The sequence below is a fragment of the Streptomyces tubercidicus genome, from assembly GCF_027497495.1.
In the GTDB taxonomy this organism is placed as follows: domain Bacteria; phylum Actinomycetota; class Actinomycetes; order Streptomycetales; family Streptomycetaceae; genus Streptomyces; species Streptomyces tubercidicus.
Window position 1 is genome coordinate 3,797,640 of sequence record NZ_CP114205.1, and the last position, 24,122, is coordinate 3,821,761.

General features: G+C 71.7%; 26 protein-coding genes and 1 tRNA gene. 19 read left to right on the plus strand and 8 right to left on the minus strand.

Going from position 1 to position 24,122, the window contains the following annotated elements; genetic code table 11:
• Positions 1-32 precede the first annotated feature (32 nt).
• Positions 33-740 carry an RNA polymerase sigma factor gene (locus tag STRTU_RS16415; protein ID WP_159744197.1) on the plus strand — a complete coding sequence of 236 codons (708 nt, stop codon included), beginning with the start codon at positions 33-35 and terminating at the stop codon, positions 738-740.
• Complete coding sequence (locus tag STRTU_RS16420; protein ID WP_159744198.1) at positions 737-1,372, plus strand: hypothetical protein; 636 nt, start codon at positions 737-739, stop codon at positions 1,370-1,372. Before STRTU_RS16415 ends, STRTU_RS16420 begins: the two co-directional genes overlap by 4 nt.
• A gap of 5 nt (positions 1,373-1,377) precedes the next feature.
• Here the strand turns inward: STRTU_RS16420 and STRTU_RS16425 are convergent, their stop codons facing one another.
• On the minus strand, positions 1,378-2,859 hold the full coding sequence (locus STRTU_RS16425) for an apolipoprotein N-acyltransferase (RefSeq protein WP_269777464.1): 1,482 nt from the start codon (positions 2,857-2,859) through the stop codon (positions 1,378-1,380).
• Between the two features lie 395 nt (positions 2,860-3,254).
• Between STRTU_RS16425 and STRTU_RS16430 the strand changes: the two genes are divergently transcribed.
• From STRTU_RS16430 to STRTU_RS16440, 3 genes are all read left to right on the plus strand, one after another.
• A complete protein-coding gene (locus tag STRTU_RS16430) occupies positions 3,255-3,878 on the plus strand; it encodes a DUF4232 domain-containing protein (RefSeq protein ID WP_159744199.1) in 624 nt (207 codons plus the stop codon).
• Between the two features lie 195 nt (positions 3,879-4,073).
• Complete coding sequence (locus STRTU_RS16435) at positions 4,074-4,370, plus strand: type II toxin-antitoxin system VapB family antitoxin (protein ID WP_004943146.1); 297 nt, start codon at positions 4,074-4,076, stop codon at positions 4,368-4,370.
• Positions 4,371-4,593: 223 nt separating this feature from the next.
• Positions 4,594-5,244: a LytR C-terminal domain-containing protein gene (locus STRTU_RS16440; protein ID WP_159744200.1), complete on the plus strand. Its 651-nt coding sequence runs from the start codon at positions 4,594-4,596 to the stop codon at positions 5,242-5,244.
• Between the two features lie 78 nt (positions 5,245-5,322).
• On the opposite strand, the gene upp is transcribed toward STRTU_RS16440, so the two are convergent.
• Positions 5,323-5,958 (minus strand): uracil phosphoribosyltransferase, encoded by a 636-nt coding sequence (upp, locus tag STRTU_RS16445; protein WP_159744201.1) that lies wholly within the window; start codon positions 5,956-5,958, stop codon positions 5,323-5,325.
• Between the two features lie 175 nt (positions 5,959-6,133).
• On the opposite strand from upp, the gene STRTU_RS16450 reads away from it, so the two are divergent.
• The 4 genes from STRTU_RS16450 to STRTU_RS16465 all read left to right on the plus strand — a co-directional run bounded on the left by STRTU_RS16450 (position 6,134) and on the right by STRTU_RS16465 (position 7,843).
• On the plus strand, positions 6,134-6,352 hold the full coding sequence (locus STRTU_RS16450) for a hypothetical protein (protein ID WP_159744202.1): 219 nt from the start codon (positions 6,134-6,136) through the stop codon (positions 6,350-6,352).
• Positions 6,353-6,562: 210 nt separating this feature from the next.
• The gene (locus STRTU_RS16455) at positions 6,563-7,108 is read left to right on the plus strand and encodes a tRNA adenosine deaminase-associated protein (protein ID WP_159744203.1); all 546 of its coding nucleotides are present in this window, start codon (positions 6,563-6,565) and stop codon (positions 7,106-7,108) included.
• Between the two features lie 68 nt (positions 7,109-7,176).
• On the plus strand, positions 7,177-7,677 hold the full coding sequence (tadA, locus tag STRTU_RS16460) for a tRNA adenosine(34) deaminase TadA (protein WP_159744204.1): 501 nt from the start codon (positions 7,177-7,179) through the stop codon (positions 7,675-7,677).
• A gap of 79 nt (positions 7,678-7,756) precedes the next feature.
• Positions 7,757-7,843 (plus strand) — tRNA-Ser (locus STRTU_RS16465).
• 63 nt (positions 7,844-7,906) lie between these two features.
• On the opposite strand, the gene STRTU_RS16470 is transcribed toward STRTU_RS16465, so the two are convergent.
• A complete protein-coding gene (locus STRTU_RS16470; RefSeq protein WP_159744205.1) occupies positions 7,907-8,398 on the minus strand; it encodes a hypothetical protein in 492 nt (163 codons plus the stop codon).
• A gap of 529 nt (positions 8,399-8,927) precedes the next feature.
• Here STRTU_RS16470 and STRTU_RS16475 point away from each other — a divergent pair.
• The 6 genes from STRTU_RS16475 (at position 8,928) to STRTU_RS16500 (ending at position 13,146) form a co-directional block, all read left to right on the plus strand.
• The gene (locus STRTU_RS16475; RefSeq protein WP_167392858.1) at positions 8,928-9,092 is read left to right on the plus strand and encodes a hypothetical protein; all 165 of its coding nucleotides are present in this window, start codon (positions 8,928-8,930) and stop codon (positions 9,090-9,092) included.
• A gap of 133 nt (positions 9,093-9,225) precedes the next feature.
• Positions 9,226-9,519, plus strand: coding sequence for a Dabb family protein (locus STRTU_RS16480; RefSeq protein WP_159744206.1), 294 nt, complete (start codon positions 9,226-9,228; stop codon positions 9,517-9,519).
• Positions 9,520-9,738: 219 nt separating this feature from the next.
• The gene (locus STRTU_RS16485; RefSeq protein ID WP_159744207.1) at positions 9,739-10,548 is read left to right on the plus strand and encodes an RNA polymerase sigma factor SigF; all 810 of its coding nucleotides are present in this window, start codon (positions 9,739-9,741) and stop codon (positions 10,546-10,548) included.
• A gap of 190 nt (positions 10,549-10,738) precedes the next feature.
• On the plus strand, positions 10,739-11,575 hold the full coding sequence (locus STRTU_RS16490; protein ID WP_085928175.1) for an RNA polymerase sigma factor SigF: 837 nt from the start codon (positions 10,739-10,741) through the stop codon (positions 11,573-11,575).
• A gap of 121 nt (positions 11,576-11,696) precedes the next feature.
• Positions 11,697-12,533, plus strand: coding sequence for a hypothetical protein (locus STRTU_RS16495; protein ID WP_159744208.1), 837 nt, complete (start codon positions 11,697-11,699; stop codon positions 12,531-12,533).
• Positions 12,534-12,672: 139 nt separating this feature from the next.
• A complete protein-coding gene (locus STRTU_RS16500; protein WP_159744209.1) occupies positions 12,673-13,146 on the plus strand; it encodes a VOC family protein in 474 nt (157 codons plus the stop codon).
• Between the two features lie 74 nt (positions 13,147-13,220).
• On the opposite strand, the gene STRTU_RS16505 is transcribed toward STRTU_RS16500, so the two are convergent.
• Entirely contained in the window at positions 13,221-13,772 is a 552-nt protein-coding gene (locus tag STRTU_RS16505) for a MarR family winged helix-turn-helix transcriptional regulator (RefSeq protein WP_246240636.1), read from the minus strand.
• An 83-nt stretch (positions 13,773-13,855) separates the two neighbouring features.
• On the opposite strand from STRTU_RS16505, the gene STRTU_RS16510 reads away from it, so the two are divergent.
• The gene (locus STRTU_RS16510) at positions 13,856-15,193 is read left to right on the plus strand and encodes an amidohydrolase family protein (RefSeq protein WP_159744211.1); all 1,338 of its coding nucleotides are present in this window, start codon (positions 13,856-13,858) and stop codon (positions 15,191-15,193) included.
• A 563-nt stretch (positions 15,194-15,756) separates the two neighbouring features.
• On the opposite strand, the gene STRTU_RS16515 is transcribed toward STRTU_RS16510, so the two are convergent.
• Together STRTU_RS16515 and STRTU_RS16520 are read right to left on the minus strand one after the other, a co-directional pair.
• Positions 15,757-16,734 (minus strand): AraC-like ligand-binding domain-containing protein, encoded by a 978-nt coding sequence (locus STRTU_RS16515; protein WP_159744212.1) that lies wholly within the window; start codon positions 16,732-16,734, stop codon positions 15,757-15,759.
• A 218-nt stretch (positions 16,735-16,952) separates the two neighbouring features.
• Positions 16,953-17,171 (minus strand): hypothetical protein, encoded by a 219-nt coding sequence (locus STRTU_RS16520; protein WP_159744213.1) that lies wholly within the window; start codon positions 17,169-17,171, stop codon positions 16,953-16,955.
• A 215-nt stretch (positions 17,172-17,386) separates the two neighbouring features.
• Here STRTU_RS16520 and STRTU_RS16525 point away from each other — a divergent pair, with 215 nt between their 5' ends.
• The 3 genes from STRTU_RS16525 to STRTU_RS16535 all read left to right on the plus strand — a co-directional run bounded on the left by STRTU_RS16525 (position 17,387) and on the right by STRTU_RS16535 (position 21,557).
• Positions 17,387-17,860, plus strand: coding sequence for a MarR family winged helix-turn-helix transcriptional regulator (locus STRTU_RS16525; protein WP_159744214.1), 474 nt, complete (start codon positions 17,387-17,389; stop codon positions 17,858-17,860).
• A 92-nt stretch (positions 17,861-17,952) separates the two neighbouring features.
• Positions 17,953-20,472 (plus strand): MFS transporter, encoded by a 2,520-nt coding sequence (locus STRTU_RS16530; RefSeq protein WP_472926718.1) that lies wholly within the window; start codon positions 17,953-17,955, stop codon positions 20,470-20,472.
• Between the two features lie 242 nt (positions 20,473-20,714).
• Entirely contained in the window at positions 20,715-21,557 is an 843-nt protein-coding gene (locus STRTU_RS16535; RefSeq protein ID WP_159744216.1) for a YceI family protein, read from the plus strand.
• 72 nt (positions 21,558-21,629) lie between these two features.
• Here the strand turns inward: STRTU_RS16535 and STRTU_RS16540 are convergent, their stop codons facing one another.
• Together STRTU_RS16540 and STRTU_RS16545 are read right to left on the minus strand one after the other, a co-directional pair.
• Complete coding sequence (locus tag STRTU_RS16540) at positions 21,630-22,400, minus strand: TetR/AcrR family transcriptional regulator (RefSeq protein WP_159744217.1); 771 nt, start codon at positions 22,398-22,400, stop codon at positions 21,630-21,632.
• A 150-nt stretch (positions 22,401-22,550) separates the two neighbouring features.
• On the minus strand, positions 22,551-24,110 hold the full coding sequence (locus STRTU_RS16545) for an MFS transporter (protein WP_159744218.1): 1,560 nt from the start codon (positions 24,108-24,110) through the stop codon (positions 22,551-22,553).
• Between the last annotated feature and the right edge of the window lie 12 nt (positions 24,111-24,122).

Here is a 24,122-nt window from a genome sequence, read left to right on the forward strand (position 1 = left end):
ACCGCTCCCCGCTCGCCCGCCCCGAGGAAGCGATGGAGTACTCCGCCGCCCCGCAGCACGCCCCGGTACGGTTCGCCCTGCCGGGGCCCCGGCCTGCCCTGTGGCGGTGGCTGCTGCGCACCGCCCGCCCGGCCGCCGCGCACCGCGAGACACCGCGGCCCGGCCCCCCGCCCGCGCCGCCGTATACGTACGGTCAACCGCCCGTCCCCGGGCCCCGGTTGCCGGACGGCGAGGGCGGCGCGCCGCCCGATCCCGCGCCCACGATCAGCGAGCTGTACCACGCCCACCGGCTGACCATGGTCCGGCTGGCCGTCCTGCTCGTCGACGACCGCGCGACCGCGGAGGACGTCGTCCAGGACGCCTTCGCCGCGCTCTACAAGCGGCACGGCGATCAGCTCGACGAGGTCGACAACGCGCTCGCCTATCTGCGCACCGCGGTGGTCAACGCGGCCCGCTCGGTGCTGCGGCGCCGGCGGACCGCGCGTGCCTACACCCCGCCGTACGAGGCGGACGCGCCGTCCGCCGAGGAGCGGATCGTGCTGGACGAGGAGCACCGGGAGGTGTTCGCCGCGCTGAGCGGGCTGACCGCCCGCCGCCGGGAGGTGCTCGTCCTGCGCTACTGGGGCGATCTGACGGAGGCGCAGATCGCCACGACACTGGGCATCAGCCGCGGTTCGGTGAAGTCCCTCGCCAGCCGCGCCCTGGACTCGCTGGAGAAGATCTTGGAGGCGCGGTCATGAACGGCCCCGGCACGGGTACCGGCGGCACGGGTACCGGCCGCACCGGAGACGGCCCCGACCTCGACGGCACGGCGTCCGTACGCCCCGTGGAAGACCGTCTGCAACGGGCCTTCGCCGCCCGCGCCGAGAGCATCGGCATCCGGGATCTGCGGCCCGCCGCGCCGCCGGGACCCGGACTGCGCCGCGGGCGGCTGCGCGCTCCGCGGCAGCCCTGGCTGCGCCGTTTCGGGCTGCCGCTGGCGGCGGCCGCCGCGGCCGCCGCCGTCGCGCTCGGGTATCTGGTGACCGCCCCCGACGGCCCGCCGGACCGGCCGCTGCCCGCGCGGCCGCCGCACTCCGTCGACCCGTCACCGGCCCCCACGCCCGCGCGGCCGACCTCCCCGGCGTCGCCGAGCGCGACACAGCCGGACCGCCACCGCACCGCTGATCCCTCCCGCTCCCCGGTCCCCGGCACCGACGGGGCACGGCCGCCGTGGACCACGGACACCCCCACCGCCCAGCCGTCCAACCGCCCGGACAACAGCCCCTCCGGGGCCACCTCGCCACCGTCCACACCCCCGTCGGCCACCCCCACCCTCCAAGACAGCGACAAGAGCAACAAGAGCAACACCCCTACGGCTCCGGCGAGTTGATGACCTTACGGACGACCGCCGGGCGCGCCGGGGAACGCGGCACGGACCCGCCGCCCCCGCACCACTCCGAGCGCCACCACGACCAGCGTCCCGCCCGCGCACAGCAGCGCGAACAGATCGCCGGTCCGGCTGTAGAGGGTGTCCGTGCGCGGCCGCACCGGCACCTCGGCGACCAGCGTCTGCCGGTCCGCGGTGAAGTAGTCCGCCAGGCCCCGGATACGGCCCTGGTGGTCCACCGCGGTGGCGACGCCGTGCACGGACTGCCGGACCATGGCATAGCCGTACTCGACGGACCGGAAGACGGCCCGCTGCGCGTGCAGCGATTCGAACCCCGCCCAGTCGTTGGCGGGCACCAGGATCAGGGCGGTGTCCTTGTCCGCCACCTGCCGCATCAGTTCGGGGAAGTCGGCGTCGTAGCAGATCACCGTTGCCAGCCGCCCGTATGGCGAGCCGGTGACGGGGACCGCCCCCTTGCCGGGCGTCATCGGCTCCATCGGGGTGGGGTGCGCCTTGTCGTAGGTCCAGGCGACCTTCCCCTCCGGGGTCACCAGGGCGGCGACATTGCGTACATAGGGCGGCCGCGGGGTGTAGAGGGCGAAGGCGGTGTTGACGTAGACCTGGCGTGTGCGGGCGATCTCCGCGACCCGGTCGAGCAGCCGCTGCCGGCCGTCCGCCAACACCCCGGCCTGGGTCTCCGGCCACACCACGATCCGCGCACCGGCCCGCGCCTCCCGGTCGGTGGCCGCCACCAGATCGTCGGCCACCGGCGCCAGCGCGGCACCGACCCGCCGCGGATCGGCCCGCACCAGGTTCCGCGGCCGCCACAGCTCCTGCCCGGCCGTGTGCAGCGCCCGTTGGGTGGCCCGTTCCGCGGCGCGGCCTGCGCTGATGCCCGCGACCCGTACGGTGTCCGTCGTCGGCGCGCGCCACACCAGCCGTACGCCACCGGCGCCCAGCACCAGGGCGAGCGCCCCGGCCCACACCACCGCGCCGCGCCGGATCTCCCGCCATCGGAAACCGCGTCCCCATGCCCAGTGCGCGACCGACGCCGTCCACGCGACCACGAAGCTGACGCCGTACACCCCGGTGACGGAGGCGAGTTGGACCAGCGGCAGAAAGCCGTGCTGGCTGAAGCCGAGCACCCCGTAGTCGCCGAAGCCGGCCAGCCGCGTGAAGAGATACTCACCGCAGACCAGCACCACCGGAAAGACCAGCGTCGACCACCCCGCGCCGGAGCGCGCCGCGACCAGCCGGTCGGCGATGAACGGCAGCGTCTGCACCACGACGAGCACCGCGAACACCGCCACTACGGACGGCACGAACACCATCCCCGTCGAGACCAGCCACGCCAACTGGCCGAGCCCCAGCGCATATCCGACCCGCAGCAGCCCGCGACGGGCCGGCCGCAGCCGGGCATAGCGCAGCAGAAAGACCGGAAACAGCCAGGCGGCCGCCGCCAGATGCCAGTTGCTGTGCACGGCGAGCACCAGCAACGCGGTGCCCGCCCCCCACAGCCACCGCCCGCCCGGCCGGGCCCGCGCCGCCCTCTCCCCACGTGCCTGCGCTCTTCCGCGGAGCCCCCGGTCCTCCCCTTCTCCCGCTCCCGCTCCCTCTCCCGCTCCCGCTTTCCTGCGCTCCCGTATCCCGAGCACGCCGCTCTCCTCTCCCCGTACCCATCGCTCGATGCGTACCGGCACGCTAGGAGCGGCCACCCCCACGCCACCGCTGCCATTCGGCAGGAACGACCCCCGACTTTCGTCCCGTACCGGTCGCGGCGGCGGTCCGCACGCCGGAGGCACCCCGGCACGCGTTAGCCGCGCGTTAGCCGATCGCCAGCACCCGCGCCGAAGGTCGAACACACGCCACCGTCCGGGGAGCCCCCATGCGCATCACTGTCACCACCACCCGCCGGGCCGCCACCGCAGCTCTCCTCGTCACCGCCACGCTCGCCCTGACCAGCGGCTGCCACGACGGCGGCGGCTCCCGGGCCGACGGCCCCGCCACGGCCGTGTCGCCGGCCCCCGACCTGCCCTCCTCGAACGACGGCGGCGACCCGCCGCCCGGCCCGGACGGCCAGGCGGTCTGCACCCCCGAGATGCTCAGGTTCCAGGCCGGGGCGATGCCGCGGCGGCCGCACCGCATGCTGCTGACGGTCACCAACTTCTCCGACCGGCCCTGCACCTTCGCCGCCCAGCCCTACCCCTTGCTGCGCTTCGGCGGCGACCGACGGGCCCCCCTCCCGGCCATCGAGGCCAGCGAGCCGCCGGCCGCGGTCACTCTGCCTCCCAACAGGACCGCGTACGCCCTGATCACCACCTCCGCCGCCCGCGGGCCGGACGGGAAGCGCCACCGGGGCAGAAAGATCTCCCAGTTCGGCGTCGCCCTGACGGACCGCGCCACGCCCACCCAGGTCGGTCTGGACGGCCGCGCGCCGGTCCATGTCGACCCGCACACCGCCGCGGTGACGTACTGGCAGCCGACCCTGGCGGCCGCCCGCAAGTGGTGACGCCCGACACGGAGGCGCCATACGGTCCGGCGCCCGCCACGCGGTCCGGCACCCCCCGCGCATAGGCCGTTCGGGTCGCATCCGGCCAAATCCGCCGACCTCCGCTCCCCAAAGATCCAACTTTGCCGCCATTGATCCTTTTGCACTGCTGCGGCATGGCTGCGCCCGGTGCCGCTCGCCCGGTAGGCTTTCCGTGTGATCTTCAAGCGCATCGGAAACGGACGGCCGTACCCGGACCACGGCCGGGAGAGCACCCGCCAGTGGGCGGACGTCGCTCCGCGCCCGGTACGCCTCGACCAGTTGGTGACGACCAAGCAGCAGCTCGATCTCGAAACGCTGCTCGCCGAGGACTCGACGTTCTACGGCGACCTCTTCGCGCATGTCGTGAAGTGGCAGGGCGACCTCTACCTGGAGGACGGGCTGCACCGCGCGGTGCGCGCCGCCCTGCAGCAGCGCCAGGTCCTGCACGCCCGCGTACTCGAACTGGACTGACGCCCGGCCCCGTCGGGTCAGCGCCCCCGTCGCCGTCGGCCCACCGGCCCGGCCCCCGTTATCGCACCGCCCCGGCCCGCCCTGAACAACCGGCCGGAAACCGCCCTTTACCGCCCGACTCCACCCCACCCACCCTGCCCGAATTGACCCTTTTGGGTTGGGTCTCGCGCCACGCGTTGATCATCTAGTAGGCACGGACCTCCGCCCGCACTACGCTGCGCCCATGAGCATGCTGACGCCCCCAGGCATGGGCGGTAGGAAGTACCGCATCACGGGCGACAGGTATCCGCGGATGCGCCGTCCGCGCCACCGTCGCCGGATCGTTCTCACCATCGTCGCCGCCGCCTGCGCCCTCGGTCTGGCCGGCTGGGGGACCCTGCAGCTCATCGACGTCTTCGGCGGCCGGTCCGGCACCGCGCACGCCGCCCAGGGCGAACAGCCCTGCCGGGACGGCGCCGAGGCGGACACCGCCGAGGCGAAGACCGCCGCCCGGAAGCTGCCCGCGCCCGGCACGCTGACCGTCAATGTCTTCAACGCCACCCCGCGCTCCGGGCTCGCCAAGCGCACCGCCGATGAACTCCAGAAGCGCGGCTTCAAGATCGGCAAGGTGGGCAACGCCCCCGCCGCCTACGACAAGAAGATCAAGGGCGCCGGGATACTGCTCGGCCCCCGGGCGGCGGCCGACGGCCCGCTGAAGGTGCTCGCCACCCAGCTCACCGGCGCCCAGCAGAAGACCGACGGCCGCAAGGGCGCCGAACTCGACCTGATCATCGGCAACACCTTCAAGGCACTGGCCACCCAGCAGGCCGCCGGCAAGTCCCTGTCCCTGCTGACCCACCCGTCCCCGGCCCCCGCCGCCGCCACCAAGTGCTGACCGGACAGGGAAGGGCCCCGCACCAACCAACCCGTGGTGCGGGGCCCGAACACTGAGTCAGGTGGGCAGGCAGTCCGCTCAGCCGGCCGTGCCGTACATCCGGTCGCCCGCGTCGCCGAGGCCCGGCACGATGTAGCGGGCCTCGTTCAGCCGCTCGTCGACCGCCGCGGTGACCACCGTCACCGGCGCCCCGGCCAGCTCCTTCTCCATGACCGCGACACCCTCCGGCGCGGCCAGCAGACAGATCGCGGTGACATCGTCCGCGCCGCGCTCGATCAGCTCACGGATCGCCGCGACCAGGGTGCCGCCGGTGGCGAGCATCGGGTCGACGACGTACACCTGACGGCCCGAGAGGTCGTCGGGCATCCGCGTGGCGTACGTGTGCGCCTCGTAGGTCTCCTCGTTGCGGACCATCCCCATGAAGCCGACCTCGGCGGTGGGCAGCAGCCGGACCATGCCCTCCAGCATGCCCAGACCGGCCCGCAGGATCGGGACGACCAGGGGGCGCGGGTGCGAGAGCCGCACACCGGTGGTCGCCGTCACCGGGGTCTCGATGTCGACCTGCTCGGTCCGCACATCGCGGGTGGCCTCGTACGCGAGCAGGGTGACCAGCTCGTCGGCGAGCCGCCGGAATGTGGGGGAATCGGTGCGCTTGTCGCGCAGAGTGGTGAGTTTGTGCGCCACCAGCGGGTGGTCGACGACGTGGATCCGCATGACATCGACACTAACCGAGCCGGAAGGCCCCGGCGCCCGCCGTGCGGTGCCCGGCAGAAGCGGGCGGCGGCGCGAGGTGCCCGGCATCAAACCACTGAAAGGAGGGAAAGGTGGCACGTACGCCCGATTGGTCGTTCCGTCACCGGGCGAGGAGCTCGCTCAAGGTGGTGTGCGCGTGCCCGACCGTCAGCGGACCGATGACACCAACGACGGCGTCACCGGCGACCAGGACCCGTCCCCGGACGCCGGGAACGAAGCGGCGCGCCGACGGCGCCGCGCACAATTTCTGCGGGAACTGCACGAGGCCAAGGCATTGCGGGACCGTGTCCAGCCGCGCCGCGCGCGGGCCGAGCGGATGCGCCAGGCCGTGCGGATGCGCACATTCCGCTGGTAGCGGAGTCCTTTGCGCCGGTAGCGGAACTCCTGCGCGCCCCCGCTCGCGCTGCGGCACGTGAGCGACATCTCTCACAACCTCCGCACGACGCAGCGCCGAAGACCCCGCGCGAACGCGTTGTTTCTGCCACGATTCCGAAGGGGCGGGACCAACGGCGTGCAGCGCCGCCCCGCCCGGCCCGGCACGCCTATGACCAGTGGGAGAGTCACGGTGTACTTCGCCGCACTGCTCGCGCGCACCGAAGACGGGTGGGAAGCGAGCGATACGGAGCTCGACGATGTGGAGACGCTGACCGATCTGGCCGATCTGGCCCGAGAGGCGGCGGTGGACGACGACACGGTGGTGGCCTTCATCGAGCAGGAGGACGCCTGGTTCGGCGTCATCCGGGTGGATGGCGAGGACGACCCACGGGTCTTCCTCTCCAACGCCGCGATCGCCGCCAGAAGCTCGTACGGCGCCATGCTGACCGACGAGCTGCTCGGCCGCGACGATGACGACGCGACCGACGACCTCGACAGCCTGGACCTGGACGGCACGGAGGACGGCGAACCCGAATCCGACAACAACGTGGAGGACGACGAACCCCTGGAGGCGGTGAACGGCTCGGACGGCCCGCCGCACGGCCCGCTCGGCGATGCCGCCCTGCTGGCCGACCTGGGGGTCGGCGAGAAGGAACTGCTGGCCCTCGACGGTGATGCGCTGAGCACCATCGCGGACTCGCTGGGCTGCACGGAAGTCCTCGAAGCCGTGCGCTGAGCCGCCCGGCCGGGCTCCGGCCCCGGGTCCCCTCGGCCCCGCCCGGTCACGTCCCCGACACTGGGGACATGACCGTCCCCCCATCCGCCTCTCTTCCCTCCCCCGCGCCCGATCCGCTGCGTGATCCCTGGATCGCGCCGATGCGGCAGGCGCTGGAGGAGGCCGCCCGCGCCCCCGGGACCGGTGATGTCCCGGTGGGCGCCGTCGTGCTGTCCGCGGACGGCACGGTCCTCGGCACCGGCCACAACGAACGCGAGGCCACCGGCGACCCGACCGCGCACGCCGAGATCCTCGCGCTGCGGGAAGCGGCTCAAGCCGTCGGGAAGTGGCGGCTGACCGACTGCACGCTGGTCGTCACCCTCGAACCGTGCACGATGTGCGCCGGTGCGATCGTGCTCTCCCGGGTCGACCGGGTCGTCTACGGCGCCCGCGACGCCAAGGCGGGCGCGGCGGGCTCCCTCTGGGACGTCATCCGTGACCGGCGTCTCAATCACCGGCCCGAAGTCATCACCGGCGTACTCGAAGCCGACTGCGCGGCCCTGCTGACCGACTTCTTCCGCGCGCGCTGACCGGCGTCCGGAGCCCTTGGCGGACGCCGCCCGGAATCCGATTTCGGCGCACGGCCACCCTTGGGCTAAGCTCTCTCTCGGTAGCGTGTCCGAGCGGCCGAAGGAGCGCGCCTCGAAAGCGCGTGAGGGGGCAACTCCTCCGTGGGTTCAAATCCCACCGCTACCGCTCAGAGGCGAAGGCCCCGATCCTTACGAGGATCGGGGCCTTCGTCGTGTCCGGGGCCGGCCGCTAGTGGGCGCTGCGCCGGGTGCGCTTGCGGACGAAGCGCACCAGCAGCCAGACCGCCAGGATCACCAGCGCCAGGAAGACGACGAACAGCACGATCAGGACGATGCCGAGCTTCTTGAAGAAGCTGCCCTTCTTCTTCGCCTTCTTCTTCCACTTCGACACCTTGGACTTGGCGACCGTCGTGACCTGCGGCGTCTGGTGTGCACTGTGGTGGCGGTAGGAGACGGGCTGCGCGGGGGCGGCGGCGAGGCGTACGGAGGACTCGGCGCCGCGGCTCGGGGCGCTCGCGGTGGTCACCGTCCGTGCGGTGTCCCCGGCGCCGCGGCCCGCCGCCGCTGCCGGTGCGACGGCCGCGGCCAGCAGACCGGCCAGCAGCGCCAGCACGACGGCCGGCCGCCGCCGCATCAGGGGCGATCGGGGGCCGCTCCGGGCGGGCCGGGCGGCTCGGGCGGCTCCGGGCGACGAATCGGGCGCGGGTGAGGCGGAGTTCATGGGCATCCTTCAATTCCCCCTTGGGACGAGCGTCCCGCCATTATGTGCCGCGGCCCCGCGCCTGTCTCCGCACACGACGGCGGCCCCGCCGCCGGGCCGTTTCCTGGCTTCCCCCGTGGAGACCAGGGACGGCTCGGCGGCAGGGCGCTCGGCCGGGGGAGGCGGCACCGGGGGGACGTCCGCTTCCCCCGAGGAGACCGGCCTCAAGTCCACGCCGCCGTCAGGGGACGGCGTTGGCGTGAACCCCGCAGCGAGGCCCGGTCCCGGGCCGGGGACTCCTGCCATATCCACCGGCCACCTCTCCCAGGGTGCCTCCGGGAGCCGCCCCAACAGGCAGGCGAAGGGCCCCCTTTGGTGGGCCTTTGGTCCATAAAGTCCGCATCAGCACCCGGGGACGGGCTCACCGACAGCTCGCAGACGGGCCCGCGACCTCGACTCCCGTGATCGAACACCTGTGGTTACACTCGCCCGACTGCATCCGGGAACTGCAGGCACAGCCGTAGGGGACTGCGTAGGGGAGACGGGACTGATGGCGCAGGCGAAGAAGATCGCGTTGTACATGATCATTGTCTTCGTGCTGTACACGATCATCACCTCCCCGCAGCGGGCCGCCGAAATGGTGCAGATAGGCTTCGAGGGCATCTCGTCCGCCGCGCAGGGCGTCGGCGAGTTCATGACCCAGCTGATCAAATAGGGCCCGCCCGCCCCGTCCGGCAGGCCCTGAGGCCGCCCGGCGAACGGAGCGGCCCGCGGTCGGCCGGTACCTCAGCCCCACGCCAGCCGGCCGACCGGACCGGCTGCGCCTCGTCCGCCGCACGGAGGCTCCCGTGATCCGCCACCTGGTCCTGTTCAAGCTCAATGAGGGTGTCTCCCGCGACGAGGAGCGGGTGCAGGCCGGCGCCCGCGCGTTCGCGGCGCTGGAGGGCGAGATTCCGGAGCTGACGTTCTGGGAGTGCGCCTGGAACATCACCGACCGCCCGATCGCCTACGACTTCGCGATCAACTCGGCGGTGGCCGACAAGGACGCCCTCACCCGCTATATCGAGCACCCGGCCCACCAGGCGGCCGCTGCCCAGTGGCGCGAATTCGCCACCTGGGTGATCGCCGACTACGAATTCTGAGCCGCGGCACTCCCCCGCCCCGTCCCGCCGAGCCCCTCGCCCCCCGTGGGCGGGGGGCTTTGCCGCACCCCGCCCACGGCCGCCGCCCACCCGCCCCGAACCGCCCCGCAGCCACTCAACTCTCTGTTCAACACGGCGTTATGGGGTGCTTGCACACAGTGCACATGTCTTGTGATGCTATGACCGCTTTTGCCGGATACATGCACTGTGAAGGGTGGCGTGACCGTGACGGCCCGTACTGCGCCCAAGGCTCCATCCCGCGAGAGCCGAAGCGCGGACACGCGGGCGCTCACGCAGGTGCTGTTCGCGGAGCTGACGGACCTGGAGCCCGGCACCCCGGAGCACACCCGGGTCCGCGCCGCCCTGATCGAGGCCAATCTGCCGCTGGTCCGCTATGCCGCGGCGCGCTTCCGCAGCCGCAATGAGCCGATGGAGGACGTCATCCAGGTCGGCACCATCGGCCTGATCAATGCCATCGACCGGTTCGATCCGGACCGCGGCGTCCAGTTCCCGACCTTCGCGATGCCGACCGTTGTCGGCGAGATCAAACGCTACTTTCGAGACAATGTCCGGACGGTCCATGTGCCCCGCCGTCTCCACGAGCTGTGGGTCCAGGTCAACGGCGCGACCGAGGATCTGACGGTGCTGCACGGCCGCTCCCCCACCACCGCCGAGATCGCCGAGCGATTGAAGATCGGCGAGGACGATGTGCTGGCCTGCCTGGAGGCGGGCCGCTCGTATCACGCCACCTCACTGGAGGCCGCACAGGAGGGCGACGGCCTGCCCGGTCTGCTCGACCGCCTCGGATACGAGGACCCGGAGCTGGCCGGCGTGGAGCACCGCGACCTCGTACGGCACCTCCTGGTCCAGCTGCCCGAGCGCGAGCAGCGGATCCTTCTGCTGCGTTACTACAGCAATCTGACGCAGTCACAGATCAGTGCGGAGCTAGGGGTGTCGCAGATGCATGTCTCGCGGCTACTGTCGCGGAGCTTCGCCCGGCTGCGATCCGCAAACAGGATCGACGCATAGCCGGGACGGGCGACCCGATCCTGCACAGATATGTCGACATGGCGCTACAGCGTGTTGCCGACATGTGACATTCTGCAGGAACCGCGTTTGCCGCGGCGCTGCCTCCGGTATTCAGGTGGAGGCATCACTCCTCGGTCCACCCCGGTCCGAGGACGCCGCAGCGACCCGACCGCGACCTCAAGGGGGTGGCATGTCCGTAGAACTGGGCAGCTCGAAGGTGCTTCCCGCGATTCCCGCGCCCGCACCGCACGTGCACGACGACGACGCCATCAACACCCGCACGCTCTCCCGCTCCCTGTTCCTGCGGCTGGCCTCGCTCGACAAGGACTGCGCGGAGCGTACGTACGTCCGCGACACGCTGATCGAGCTGAACCTCCCGCTCGTCCGTTATGCGGCCGCCCGATTCCGCAGCCGCAACGAGCCGATGGAGGACATCGTCCAGGTCGGCACGATCGGTCTGATCAAGGCGATCGACCGTTTCGATTGCGAACGCGGCGTGGAATTCCCGACGTTCGCGATGCCCACCGTGGTGGGCGAGATCAAGCGATTCTTCCGCGACACCTCGTGGTCGGTACGGGTCCCGCGCCGGCTCCAGGAGCTGCGGCTCGCCCTCACCAAGGCCAGTGACGAGCTGTCCCAGAAGCTGGACCGCTCCCCGACCGTTCCCGAACTGGCCCTGTGCCTGGGGGTGTCGGAGGAGGACGTGGTCGACGGTCTGGCCGTCGGCAACGCCTACACCGCCTCCTCGCTCGACTCGCCCTCCCCCGAGGACGACGGCGGCGAAGGCTCCCTCGCGGACCGCCTCGGCTACGAGGACACCGCCCTGGAGGGCGTGGAGTACCGCGAGTCCCTCAAGCCCCTGCTGGCCAAACTCCCGGCCCGTGAGCGCCAGATCATCATGCTGCGCTTCTTCGCCAACATGACGCAGTCCCAGATCGGCGAGGAGGTCGGCATCTCCCAGATGCATGTCTCCCGGCTGCTCACCCGCACCCTGGCGCAGCTGCGCGAGGGCCTCATCTCCGACTGAGGAACGGTCCGCCGAGGGGCCGTACGGCGCTTCGTGCCGCTCGGCGGACAGTTGCAAGGGCTTTCGCCGCCCGCCCGTTGCACCCCTGTACACCTGACGTATCGTCAGCAACACTGCCGCCATGCGACGGACTACGACGGTTGCCGCCGCCTCCGCGGCCGCGCTGTGTCTGGGTGCCCTGCTCACCGGCTGCGGAAGCGCAACCGGCACGGGCCATGCCGCGGTGGGTGCCGCGGGTCCCGCTGACGGCCGGGTGCCGACCGGGGCCGTACCGCCCGACGAGCGCGTCGAGCTGACGCCGCTGGACGGCGACAGAGGCCGTGGACGGCACGGAGACGGCCGAGACGGCAGCGACAGCAGTGGCGGCGGTACGCGGACCGGCCAGGACGGCTCAGGGGCGTCTGCCGACTCCGGCGAGCGCGATACGGGCGACGGCTCACGAGCCCCCGGCAGCCCCGGTCCGTCCAGCGGCGCCCGGCACGGCTCCTCCGCACCCGCCACCGGAGCACACTCCGGACATGGCGGCGGCACCACGCCCCCAGCGACACCGGGCCCGTCCAACTCCCCCTCGCGCCCCGGCACTCCCACCCCGCCGCACGGCTCCCCCGCCCCGAAACCGCCCTCCCCGACCCTCCCGACCGGGCCGGACACCCCCGACGGCCTGCTGATCGGTGTGCCCGGCCGGTCCGACACCGGCGTCCGCTGGTGCGAGCGGGTCACCCTGGAGTTCCTCAACACCGGCGACCGGCCCGTCACCCGCGGCACGGTCACCTTCGGGACCCACATCATCGGCGGCCTCGGCATCGACTGGGCCACGATCCCCTCCACCCACAAGCTTCCGCTGCCGCTCGCCCCGGGGAAGAAGAAGACCGGCGGCTGGCGGGTGTGTGTGGACGGCTGGCGGGTTCCGGCGGGCATGCATATCGACACCCAGGATGTGGCCTTCACCTGGAAGTGAGGCCGGGGAGGAGCTGCGGGGCCCGCCCCCGTCGGCCCGCGAATTCCTCTCCCTGGATAGCGATGACTTCCGACCGGTGCGACGGTCTATAGAGGCACAGGCGCAGCCACCGGCCGCGAACCGTCCCAGGGAGAAGACCATGCCCAAGATCACCCCCAACCTCTGGTTCGACACCCAAGGCAAGGAAGCCGCCGAGTTCTACTGCTCGGTGTTCCCGAACTCGAAGATCAACAACGTCACCTATTACAACGAGGCGGGCCCGCGACCGGCGGGCACCGTGCTGACGGTGGAATTCGAACTCGACGGCCAGGAGTACACCGCGATCAACGGCGGCCCGGAGTTCACCTTCGACGAGGCGATCTCCCTCTTGATCAACTGCGCCGACCAGGACGAGATCGACTACTACTGGGCCAAACTCTCCGAGGGCGGCGAAGAGGGCCCCTGCGGGTGGGTGAAGGACAAGTACGGGCTGTCCTGGCAGGTCGCTCCCACCACGGTGGTGAGGCTGCTCAGCGGTCCGGACCAGGAGCGCGCGGCCCGCGCCATGAAGGCCATGTTCGGCATGAAGAAGATCGATATCGCCGCGCTGGAGGCGGCGGCCGACCAGGCATAGGGTCATCGTCCCCGTATGTCACGGAGCCCCGGGCCGCCGCGGTCCGGGGCTCCGGCGCGCCCCGGGGCCAGGTCTCAGGAGCGGCTGGGATTCCGTCCGGTCCGCAGGGGGCGCGGGGCGGTGCTGTGGCGGATGCCGACCTCGCGCAGGGCCCGGGTGGCCGCGTCGACGGAGGCGGCGGACGCCTCGGCGAAGACGGCCTCGTGGGCGTCGGCGTTGGCGCGGACGGCGCGCTCGGCGGTCCGCACCCCGTCCGGGGTCAGGCTGATCATGATGCTCCGGCCGTCGTCCGGTGAGGGCTCGCGGCCGACCAGACCGCGGCCGGCGAGGTGGTTGACGACGTTGCTGATGCCGCCGGAGGAGAGCAGCAGGGCGCGGGCGAGTTCGTTCGGCTTCATGCGGTACGGCTCGCCCGCCCGGCGCAGGGCGACCAGGATGTCGAACTCGGCGACCGTCAGGCCGAGTTCGGGCAGCACGCCACGGGTGGCCTGATCCAGGGCGCGGGCGAGCTGGGCTATGCGCTTGGAGAGTTCCGTCGTCGGGCGGAGCACGTCCGGCAGCTCGGTGTGCCAGGCGTCCATCAGCGCGTCGACGGGGTCAGGGCGCGGTCCGGGTGGTGCGGTCACGTCGGCAGGATAGATCAGCATCATGATAGCTTTCTATAAAGCTTTCTTCCATACATTCCCCCACGTGTAGAGGGAGACGTGCCATGGGAACCGAGCGCCACCACTCACCGCGCCTGCTGCTGCGCGGCGGCCTGGTCATCGACACCGCCCCCCACCCCGTCGTCCACCCGCACACCGATGTGCTCATCGAGGAGGGCCGGATCGCCGCCGTGGGCCGCGGGCTGCCCGGCGACGAGACCGATACCGGCCTGGAGGTGATCGACGCCCGCGGGCTGATCGTGCTGCCCGGCTTCGTCGACGCCCACCGGCATCTGTGGCAGGCCGTCCTGCGGTCCGCCGCGGTCGACGAGAGCCTGGATAGCTATCTCGGCCGGATCCTCGGCGACCTCTCCGGCCGCTTCACCCCCGCCGATGTGTACACCGGCAATCTCCTCGGCGCGCTGGAGTGCCTGGACTCGGGCGTGACCACCGTGCAGGACTTCTCGCACGTCCAGTACACGCCGGAGCACAGTGCGGCCGCCGTCGAGGCGCTGGAGGAGGCCGGCATCCGCGCCGTCTTCGGCTACGGCTACCCGGTCTTCGACGACACCGCCCGGCGGGCCGACTGGGTGCGGGAGGTCCGCGCCCGGTACTTCCCCTCGCGCGACGCGCTGCTCACGATGGCCCTGGCGCCCGTCGGCCCCTCGTTCGCACCGCCGGAGACCGTCCGGGAGGACTGGCTGCTCGCCCGTGAGCTGGGCCTGCCGATCGCCGTCCATGTGACCGCGGGGCCGGTGGCGATGCAGCCGATCACCGCGCTCCAGGAGCAGGGCCTGCTGACCACCGGCACCCTCTATGTGCACGGCAATTCGCTGCCCGACTCCGAGCTGCGGCTGATCGCCGAGTCCGGCGGCGCGGTGGCGATCACGCCGGCGATCGAAGCCTCGATGCGGTTCGGCGCCCCGATGGCGGGACGGCTGCGCCGGGCGGGCATCCCGACCGGGCTGGGCGCGGACGCGGTGACCTCGGCGCCGGGCGATATGTTCTCGCAGATGCGCGCCGCGCTGATGAGCAGTCACTTCGACGGTGACGGGAACGGCGACGGCGAGGCCGGGACGGCCACCGTCAAGGCGGCCGATGTGCTCCGGATGGCCACCGCGGAAGGCGCCGAGGCCCTCGGCCTGGGCGGCGAAATCGGCTCCCTGGGTATCGGCAAGCGGGCCGACCTCGTACTCCTGCGCGCCGACGCCCTCAACCTCGCCCCGGTCGCCCACGATCCGATCGGCGCCGTGGTGACCGCCGCCCACCCCGGCAACATCGACACGGTCCTGGTGGACGGCCGCGCGGTCAAGCGTGAAGGGCGACTGGTCTACGGGGAGTTGGGCAGCGTGCTGGACACGGCCCACCGGTCGGCGGAGCGCCTCGCGGCGTCGGCCTCCTGAGGCCCTTAAGGGCTGTCCCGTAATCCCTGGTGGATCAGCGCACGGCGTCAGTGGTGCGGGGGCACCTCCCGGCGCGAGCCGGGGGGCCGTAGCTGTCGTCGTGCATCCGCCAGGGATTCCGGGACAGCCCTCAGTGGTCTGCGGAGGCCCCTGAGCCGGACGTCGTCACCGCCGCCCGACATCCCCGGGTTAACTACGGACCCGCTCGGCTTCGGTACACCGGTGTCGGCGGCGTCTTCGGCGTGGTGGATGCGCCGGCCCGTCCAGCCGGCCGCACCGTGGCCGGGGAGGCGCAGGCGGTAGGCGCCGCGCATGCCAGTGCCGCCGTCAGTCCGAAGGTGAGGCCGCAGGCGGCGCCGAAGGCTCCGGCTGAGGTGAGAGTGCGCATGGATTCCCCCTGTGGACACTGCGGATCGCCACATGGTTGGTCGTTTCGGGTCGGAGCGTCCTCGCGAAGGGCCCCCACCCCTCACCAGGACAATGATCGAACTGACGCCCTCCATGATGGTGGATGCGCCTGGCGAATCGTTAGCTCAGAGTGCACAACTGCGTGCGCAATGAGTTCACTTGTGGCCGTTGAGGCCCTGATGCCGGTGGTCCTTCGGCGTGGTGCCGTAGGCGGCGCGGTAGGCGCGGCTGAAGTCGGCCGCGCGGGGGAATCCCCAGCGGGTGGCGATGGCGTGGATGGGGACGGCGCGGAGTGCCGGGTCGGTGAGGTCGCGGCGGGCCGCCTCCAGGCGTCGGCGGCGGATCCACTCGGCGACGGTGGCGTCCTCGTCGCGGAAGAGACGATGCAGGTAGCTGGTGGAGATGTGGTGCGCGGCGGCGATGGTGGCCGGGGTGAGGTACGGGTCGCGCAGCTGCTCCCGGATGAACGCCTGGATGCGCAAGGTGAGGGCCCGTCGGCGGGTCTCCGGGGGGAGGCGGTCGCCCGCTTCGAGCAGGTGGGCGAAGAGCGCGGCAACCAGATCGTTCAGGACCGTGCCCAGCCGGGGCCCGTCGGAGGGCTGGTACGCGGTCGTGTCCGCGGTCAGCTGGGTGAGGAACCGTGCCAGGAGGGCACCCATCCCCTCCCGGGCCGACACCGGCGCCCCGACCAGCCGTGGGGCCATGTCGGGAGGCAGCGGCAGGAGGGCCTTGGGAGTCTCCAGCGCGATGATCGTAACCGGGCCCCCGGTGCTGCTGCGGATGTCGTTCGGCAGTGAGGTGGAGGTGACGAACAGGTCGTGCGGCTTGTACGCGGTCTCCCGGGTCGGCCACTCGCCTGTCCCGCTCCCCTGGACGACGAGGGAAAGGTGGTAGGCCTCCGGGTCGGATTGCCGGATCAGCTTCGGTGTGCGCCGGAAGACCAGGGGCTGGTAGGTGGCGGACCACACGGTGACAGCACCGAGATCCAGTACGCGTTGGGAAGCGCGGAAGTCGTCGGTGCAGTCGCAGCGCAGCTCCATGGGGGCGTGGGTGCGGCCCAGTAATTCGACCCAGTAGTCGAACCTGTCCGCCACGGGCAGAGCGTCGGTCCGGAACACCGTCTCGTCCAACAACAGTCTTTCCCCGTTTCAGAGGGCGCGGATCAAGGGGCTCCCGTCAGGTGGTCACCAGTGTGCTGGACGCCCCGGTTCCCTGCCTCGGCGGCCGCGGGTGGGGAGCGCCCGGCCGCAACTCCCGGAAGGATGGCGGGCGGACGCACCAAGGGCCCGGCATGGCCATGCCGGGCCCGGACGCAGGAAGACGACTGCGAAGAAAAGTGCGATGGAAGGCGTTACGAGAGCGCCAGCCAGGCCGCGCCCGCGACGACCAGGATCGCGACGATGACGCCGACGATGACGCCCACCCGGGGGCCGGACGACTGCTGGGGGGCGGCGGCGCGGCGGCCACCGGGCTGCGGGGTGCCGGCCTCGTCCACGAAGGCCCGGAACATCTGCGTGCTGCCCGCCGGGTCGTAGTTGCCGCCGGCCTGGTTCTGCGGGTTGTTCGCCATGGGCATGGACCCTAGCGAACCGGGGGCCGGGCGGCACCCTTGGGGCGCCTGCGCAGCGATGACGCGGGCCATGACGCGGGCGGTTGACCAACGCCCGGTCCAGACTTTTAACCGCCTTTACTTCAACCCTGGACCAATCATTTGCCTTCAGCAACCAATATTGCTTATGGTTGCCCCAAGCAACAAAAGATGCGAAGGATGCATGGAGGCAGCCGGTGGCAGCTCACAGTCAGTACGAGGAGCTGGCCAGGCAACTCAGCGCCATCGGCGCCGTCAAGCGCGAGATGGGGCGGATGCTGCCCCAGGAGTGCCCGCCCGCCTCGGCCGGGGTGCTCGCGCTGCTCGACCGGAACGGTGAGATGCGGATGAGCCAGCTCGCCGAGCTGCTCGCGATCGATATGTCGGTGACCAGCCGGCATGTGGCGCATGCCGCCGAGCGCGGCTGGATCGAGCGGAAGCCCGATCCGGCGGACAAGCGCTCCCGGCTGCTGCGGCTGACCCCGAGCGGCGCCGCGCTGCTGGACGAACTCGCCGAGCATTACACGGCGGCGCTCGCCCGGTACCTGGACGACTGGTCCGACGACGACGTCGGGCGCCTCACCGAACTCCTCGCCAGGCTCCGCGCGAGCTTCGGCGACTGCCGCAGCCGGCCGCATCACGACCCCACCACCCGTACACCCGCAGGATGAAAAGGAACCACATGGCTACGACCACACCAGCCGGTGTGCGGGGCGGCCACGCCAGGCACGGAGGCGGCCAGCACGCCTCCGGCGGAGCCCCTATGACGCACCGTCAGATCATGGAGGCGCTGTCCGGGCTGCTGCTCGGCATGTTCGTCGCCATCCTGTCGTCGACGATCGTCTCCAACGCGCTGCCCGAGATCATTCATGACCTCGACGGCGGGCAGAGCGCCTACACCTGGGTCGTCACCGCGTCGCTGCTCGCGATGACCGCGACCACCCCGCTGTGGGGCAAGCTCTCCGATCTGTTCAGCAAGAAGCTGCTGGTGCAGTTCGCGCTGGTCATCTATGTGGCGGGCTCGGTCGTCGCCGGTCTGTCGCAGAACACCGGGATGCTGATCGCCTGCCGCGTGGTGCAGGGCATAGGCGTGGGCGGGCTGTCCGCCCTGGCCCAGATCGTGATGGCCGCGATGATCTCGCCGCGCGAGCGCGGGCGTTACAGCGGCTACCTCGGCGCCACCTTCGCCGTCGCCACCGTCGGCGGCCCGCTGCTCGGCGGCGTCATCACCGACACCGACTGGCTCGGCTGGCGCTGGTGCTTCTACGTCGGTGTGCCGTTCGCGATCATCGCGCTGATCGTGCTGCAGAAGACCCTGAAGCTGCCCGTCGTCAAGCGCGAGGGCGTCAAGGTCGACTGGGCGGGCGCGTTCTTCATCAGCGCGGCGGTCTCGCTGCTGCTGGTGTGGGTGACGCTGGCCGGTGACAAGTACGACTGGATGTCGTGGCAGACCGCGGCGATGGTCGGCGGTGCGGTCGTGCTCGGCGCGATCTTCGTGTTCGTGGAGACCAAGGCCAAGGAGCCGATCATCCCGTTGCGGCTGTTCCGCAACAAGACGATCACCCTGGCGTCGCTGGCCTCGCTGTTCGTCGGTGTCGCGATGTTCTCCGGCACCGTCTTCTTCAGCCAGTACTTCCAGCTGGCGCGCGGCGAGTCGCCGACGATGTCCGGCGTTCTGACGATTCCGATGATCGGTGGCCTGTTCATCTCGTCCACCGTCTCGGGCCAGGTCATCACCAAGACCGGCCGCTGGAAGAGCTGGCTGGTCGCCGGGGGTGTGCTGGTGACCGCGGGGCTGGGCCTGCTGGGCACCATCCGCTACGACACCGAGTACTGGCACATGGCGATCTTCATGGCGCTGATGGGTCTGGGCATCGGCATGATGATGCAGAACCTGGTGCTCGCCACGCAGAACCAGGTGGCCCCCGAGGACCTCGGCTCCGCCTCGTCCGTCGTGACCTTCTTCCGCTCCCTCGGTGGTGCGGTGGGCGTCTCGGCCCTGGGTGCGGTGCTCGCCAACCGCGTCACCCACTACGTCAAGGACGGTCTGGCCGACCTCGGCCCCAAGGCCGCCAAGGCCGCCGCCCACGGCGCCGGCAACAGCGGCGGCGGCATCCCCGACCTGGACTCCCTCCCGGCGCCGCTGCGCACCGTCATGGAGAGCGCCTACGGTCACGCCGTCGGCGATGTGTTCCTCTACGCGGCGCCCTGCGCGCTGCTCGCCTTCCTCTTCACCCTGTTCATCAAGGAGGTCGCGTTGAAGACGCGTGGCGGACTGCAGCAGAGCCCGGAGGGCGAGGAGGCCGCGGCCGTCCCGGCCGAGGCCCCGGTGGCCGCCGCGGCGGAGGCCGTCATCCCGGCACAGGCCGAGGAGCGGGAGTTCGCCCTGGTGGGCGCCGCGCCGGTGGCCCCTGAGGACGACGCACACACGCCCTCCTGGGCCCGGCCCGCCGCCGCGACGGCCACCCGGCCGCTGGCCGCGTACGCCTCGGCCGGTGGCGGCGACGGCACCCCGGCCGGTCCCGCGGTGCACGGCTTCGTCCGCAACGCGGAGGGCCACCCCGTACCGCGCTCCGCCGTGACGCTGATCTCGCTCGGCGGGCGGCAGCTGGGCCGCGCGGTCGCCCAGGCCAACGGCTCGTACGCGCTCGACGCCCCCGGCGCGGGTTCGTACGTCCTGATCGCGGCGGCCGACGGCCACCAGCCGCAGGCGTCCACGGTCGTCATCGGCGAGGCGCCGCACGCCTACGACATCCTGCTCAGCGGCACCAGCGGCCTCGGCGGCCAGGTCCGCAGCGCGGCCACCGGCGCACCGGTCGACGGGGCGATGGTCGTCGTCACCGATGTCCGCGGTGAGGTGCTGGCCACCGGAAAGACCGGCGCCGAGGGCCACTTCGCCTTCGACGAGCTGGCGCCCGGCACCTTCACCGTCGCGGTGAACGCCCCGAACCACCGCCCGGCCGCACTGCCGGTCGAGATCGGCGGCCAGGGCATCACCCGGATCGAGATCGAGCTGCTGTCCGGCGCGCGGGTGCAGGGCGTCGTACGGGCCGGTGCGCACCGACGGCCGCTGCCCGACGCCCGGGTCACGCTGGTGGACGCGGCGGGCAATGTCGTGGCCACCTCGACGACCGGGGAGGACGGCGCCTACGCCTTCACCGACCTGGACGCCGGCGACTACACGGTCATCGCGAGCGGCTACCCGCCCGTCGCCACCGGCCTCACGGTCGACGCACACGGGGTCGACGGCTACGACGTCGAACTCGCCCACCCCGGGGACTGACATCCCCCGGGCCCGGGGATCTCGCCCGGGAGCAATACCCCGGCCCGGGGCGCGCGCTGAGCGGAGCGCGCCCCGGGCCGGACAAAGGGCTCCGGCGGCGGCGCTGCGCACAGGCAGGGGACGGCCTGCAGGCCGCCGTCCGGAGCCCGCATACTTCCCCGTGCTCCTGGATCCCCGCGCCGCTCAGGCCGGGCGGGGCCCCAGGAGCACGGGACACCATCAGGCAACAAACGGGAGAGGCAATGACTTCGACGGGCGCGGGAGCTGCGGGACTGAGGGCGCAGGTCCGCACACGGGACGGCTGGGCGGTCCAGCACGCCGTACTGACCGTCACGGATATGACCGGCGCGCAGGTGCTGCGGGCCTCGGCGGACGACGAGGGCACCATCCGCAGCGCGCAGCCGCTGCCGGCCGGCCCGTACACGGTCATCGTGACGGCCGTCGGCTACGCACCGGTCGCCTCCAGCGCGATCGTGACGGCGAGCGGCCGGATGGACGTGGGCAGCGTCGTCCTGGCGCGGCAGGGCGGGGCGGAGCTGCCGCCGCCCGGCGCCTGGACCATCGACCCGATGCACTCGACGGTGGCGGCGGTCGCCCAGCACCTGGGGATCTCCAGCGTGCACGGCCGGTTCACCGAGTTCAGCGGCCGGATCGAGATCGCCGAGGACCTGCACGCCTCGCGGGTCGAGGCGGACATCAAGGCCGCCTCCATCGACACCGGCAACGGGATGCGCGACGGCCATCTGCGCTCCGAGGACTTCCTGAACATCGAGGAGTACCCGGAGATCAGCTACCGCAGCTCGGGCCTGTCACCGGCCGGAGCGGACCGCTGGACCGTGCACGGTGAGCTGTCGCTGCACGGTGTCGTACGGCCGGTGGACCTCGACCTGAGCTACCTCGGCACCGGCCCGGACCCGTGGGGCGGGGTGCGCGCCGCCTTCCGCGCCACCGCGGAACTGCGCCGCGAGGACTTCAAGATGAACTACAACCAGGTCGTGGCGGCCGGTATCGCGGCGATCGGGACGACGCTGAAGGTGGAGCTGGACATCCAGGCGGTGCAGGGGGAGAGCCTGCCGATGGGGTGAGGCAGGCGGCCGATGGCGTGAGGCAGCCGGCCGGTGTCCCGCCTGGACGGGAACGGCCGGCCGGGCCGGGCGTCAGTCCCCCGCCCGGTCCCGCATCGCCTCGATCCCCGCGATCTGGAGATCGAGGGCGAAGGCGAAGTCGCGGTCGCGCATCTCCTGCACGGTGGTGCCGCCGCGGGCCGCCATGACCTTGGTGGAGTTCTGCATCGTCTCGGCGAATTCGGGACGGTCGCTGACCGCGGACATCACCTGGTGGAAGTACTCGTCCACGGGCACCCCGGCCTCTGCACAGCGGGCGTTGAACAGGCCCTCGATGGTGGCGAAGCCGTAGACGAACTGGAAGACGGCGGACAGCCCGCCGGTGATCTGGTCCAGGGACAGTCCGCTCTCCTTCATCACCCGCATGCTCGCGTTGGAGAAGGCGATGGAGTGCGGGCCGATGTTGATGTACGTGCCCAGCAGCCGGGCCACCCAGGGGTGGCCGGTCAGCAGGGCGCGGTACTCACCGGCCAGCGACCGCAGATGGTCCCGCCAGTCCCGGTCCGCGGCGGCCTCGTCCGGCAGCCGCATCTCGCCCATGACGCTGTCCAGGGCGAGTTCCAGCAGGTCGTCCTTGGTGTCGACGTACCAGTAGACGGACATCGCGGTGACGCCCAGCTCGGCGGCGAGCCGGCGCATGGAGAACTTCGCCAGGCCGTCGGCGTCCAGCAGCCGGACCGTCGCCGCCACGATCTTGTCGCGGGCGAGTCCGGCCGGCTGCTCCGCCTTCCGCTTGAGCGGGGGGCGTTCGGTCAGCCAGACGCTGTTCGGCCGCTTTCCGGTGCGGCCGTCCGTCGCTGCCATGGCGCCTCTCCTTGCCCTGAGCGTCTGTGACGTCGTGGGGGTTGTTGTGGGTGGTGTTGCCGGTGCCGTCGTCGGCATCGGCGTACGGCACGTATGGGGTGTCATACGTGCCGTCGGTACGTGCCGTTCACGATCACGTACCCGCCGATGCTATTCCGCCGGGGCGGTCGCCGGTTCCGCACCCGCGGGTGTGGCCGGCGCCTCGGTGTCCTGGCCGGTGCGCTCCGCCCGGCGCAGCAGGACGGCCGCGACCAGCCCGCCGAGGAAGACCGCGGCCGCGCCGACCAGCTGGCTGGTGCCGATACCGGCGGCGAAGGCGTCGTGCACGGCAGCGCGTTCGGCATCCGTACGGGTCCGGGACAGCGCCGCGGGCAGTGAACCCGCACCCGCGGCCACGACCGGAAGCAGCGCGACGAAGCGGGAGTTGAGGACGGCGCCGAGGACGGCGACGCCGAGCCCCTGGCCGAACTCCATCAGCGTGCCGTTGACGCCCGCCCCCACTCCCGCCTTGGCCGGGGGGATCGCGGACATGATCGCGTTGGCCATCGTCGGCATGGCGAGCGCGACACCGACACCCATCACGAGCAGGCCGGCCAGCATGCCGCCGTAACTGTCGCCACCGAGCAGGGAGATCGCGGCGAGGCCGGCCGCCAGCAGCGACATCCCCGAGACGATCATTCCGGGGGTGCCGAGCCGGGGCAGCAGACGTGCGCTCAGGCCGGTGAAGTTGATCAGGATGACGGTGACGGCGAGCGGCGCCATCCGCAGTCCGGCGTCCAACGGGCCGTAGCCGAGGACCAGTTGCAGATGCTGGGTGAGCAGGAACATCGAGCCGCCCATCCCGAAGGCGACGAGGATGCCGCCGGAGACGGCCCCGATGAAGCGGCGGTTCCGGAAGAAGTGCATATCCAGCATCGGATACGGGGTGCGCAGCTCCCACAGCGCGAAGACGGCGAGACCGGCCAGGCCGATGGCGGCCGAGATGAGCACCCGGCCGGACAGCCAGCCGGTGACCGGCCCGGAGATGATCGCGAAGACCACCCCGACCATGCCGATCATGGACAGCACGGCCCCCAGGAGGTCGGGGGTCTCGCCCGCCCGGCTCTTGGACTCCGGGACGAGGGTGACCACGGCGGCCAGCGCCACCACCGCGACGGGGAGGTTGACCAGGAACAGCGAGCCCCACCAGAAGTGGTCCAGCAGCGCCCCGCCGATCAGCGGCCCGGCGGCGAAGCCGAGGGAATTGACCGAGCTCCAGATGCCGATCGCCCGGGGGCGCTCCTCGTCGTCGAAGATCTGCATGACGACGGCGAGGGTGGTGGTCACCAGCAGCGCGCCGCCGACGCCCATCCCGGCACGGGCGGCGATCAGCTGGCCCGGCGACTGGGCGAGGGCGGCGCCGAACGAGGCCAGGCCGAACAGCACCAGGCCGACGGCGAGCATCTTCTTACGGCCGTAGCGGTCGGCGGCATTGCCGGCGGTGAGCAGCAGACCGGACTGCACCAGCGCATAGGCGTTGATCATCCACTGGACGTCGGCCGTGCTCGCGCCCAGGTTCTCGGTGAGGGAGGGGATGGCGACGTTCAGGACGGTGTTGTCAAGGATGACCGTCAGCTGGGCGACGCAGATGACGGCCAGGATCAGCCAGCGGGCGGCGGTCCGGCCCGGCGGCTGGAGTGTGGTGGTGGCGTCGGAGGCCACGGGGGGCATATGGGCTCCCTG

Coding starts and splice junctions, on each gene's coding strand:
- STRTU_RS16415 (WP_159744197.1), top strand. CDS start 33: ATGGAGTACTCCGCCGCCCCGCAGCACGCCCCGGTACGGTTCGCCCTG.
- STRTU_RS16420 (WP_159744198.1), top strand. CDS start 737: ATGAACGGCCCCGGCACGGGTACCGGCGGCACGGGTACCGGCCGCACC.
- STRTU_RS16430 (WP_159744199.1), top strand. CDS start 3,255: ATGCGCATCACTGTCACCACCACCCGCCGGGCCGCCACCGCAGCTCTC.
- STRTU_RS16440 (WP_159744200.1), top strand. CDS start 4,594: ATGAGCATGCTGACGCCCCCAGGCATGGGCGGTAGGAAGTACCGCATC.
- upp (WP_159744201.1), bottom strand. CDS start 5,958: ATGCGGATCCACGTCGTCGACCACCCGCTGGTGGCGCACAAACTCACC.
- tadA (WP_159744204.1), top strand. CDS start 7,177: ATGACCGTCCCCCCATCCGCCTCTCTTCCCTCCCCCGCGCCCGATCCG.
- STRTU_RS16470 (WP_159744205.1), bottom strand. CDS start 8,398: ATGAACTCCGCCTCACCCGCGCCCGATTCGTCGCCCGGAGCCGCCCGA.
- STRTU_RS16475 (WP_167392858.1), top strand. CDS start 8,928: ATGGCGCAGGCGAAGAAGATCGCGTTGTACATGATCATTGTCTTCGTG.
- STRTU_RS16490 (WP_085928175.1), top strand. CDS start 10,739: ATGTCCGTAGAACTGGGCAGCTCGAAGGTGCTTCCCGCGATTCCCGCG.
- STRTU_RS16495 (WP_159744208.1), top strand. CDS start 11,697: ATGCGACGGACTACGACGGTTGCCGCCGCCTCCGCGGCCGCGCTGTGT.
- STRTU_RS16500 (WP_159744209.1), top strand. CDS start 12,673: ATGCCCAAGATCACCCCCAACCTCTGGTTCGACACCCAAGGCAAGGAA.
- STRTU_RS16510 (WP_159744211.1), top strand. CDS start 13,856: ATGGGAACCGAGCGCCACCACTCACCGCGCCTGCTGCTGCGCGGCGGC.
- STRTU_RS16520 (WP_159744213.1), bottom strand. CDS start 17,171: ATGGCGAACAACCCGCAGAACCAGGCCGGCGGCAACTACGACCCGGCG.
- STRTU_RS16530 (WP_472926718.1), top strand. CDS start 17,953: ATGACGCACCGTCAGATCATGGAGGCGCTGTCCGGGCTGCTGCTCGGC.
- STRTU_RS16535 (WP_159744216.1), top strand. CDS start 20,715: ATGACTTCGACGGGCGCGGGAGCTGCGGGACTGAGGGCGCAGGTCCGC.
- STRTU_RS16540 (WP_159744217.1), bottom strand. CDS start 22,400: ATGGCAGCGACGGACGGCCGCACCGGAAAGCGGCCGAACAGCGTCTGG.
- STRTU_RS16545 (WP_159744218.1), bottom strand. CDS start 24,110: ATGCCCCCCGTGGCCTCCGACGCCACCACCACACTCCAGCCGCCGGGC.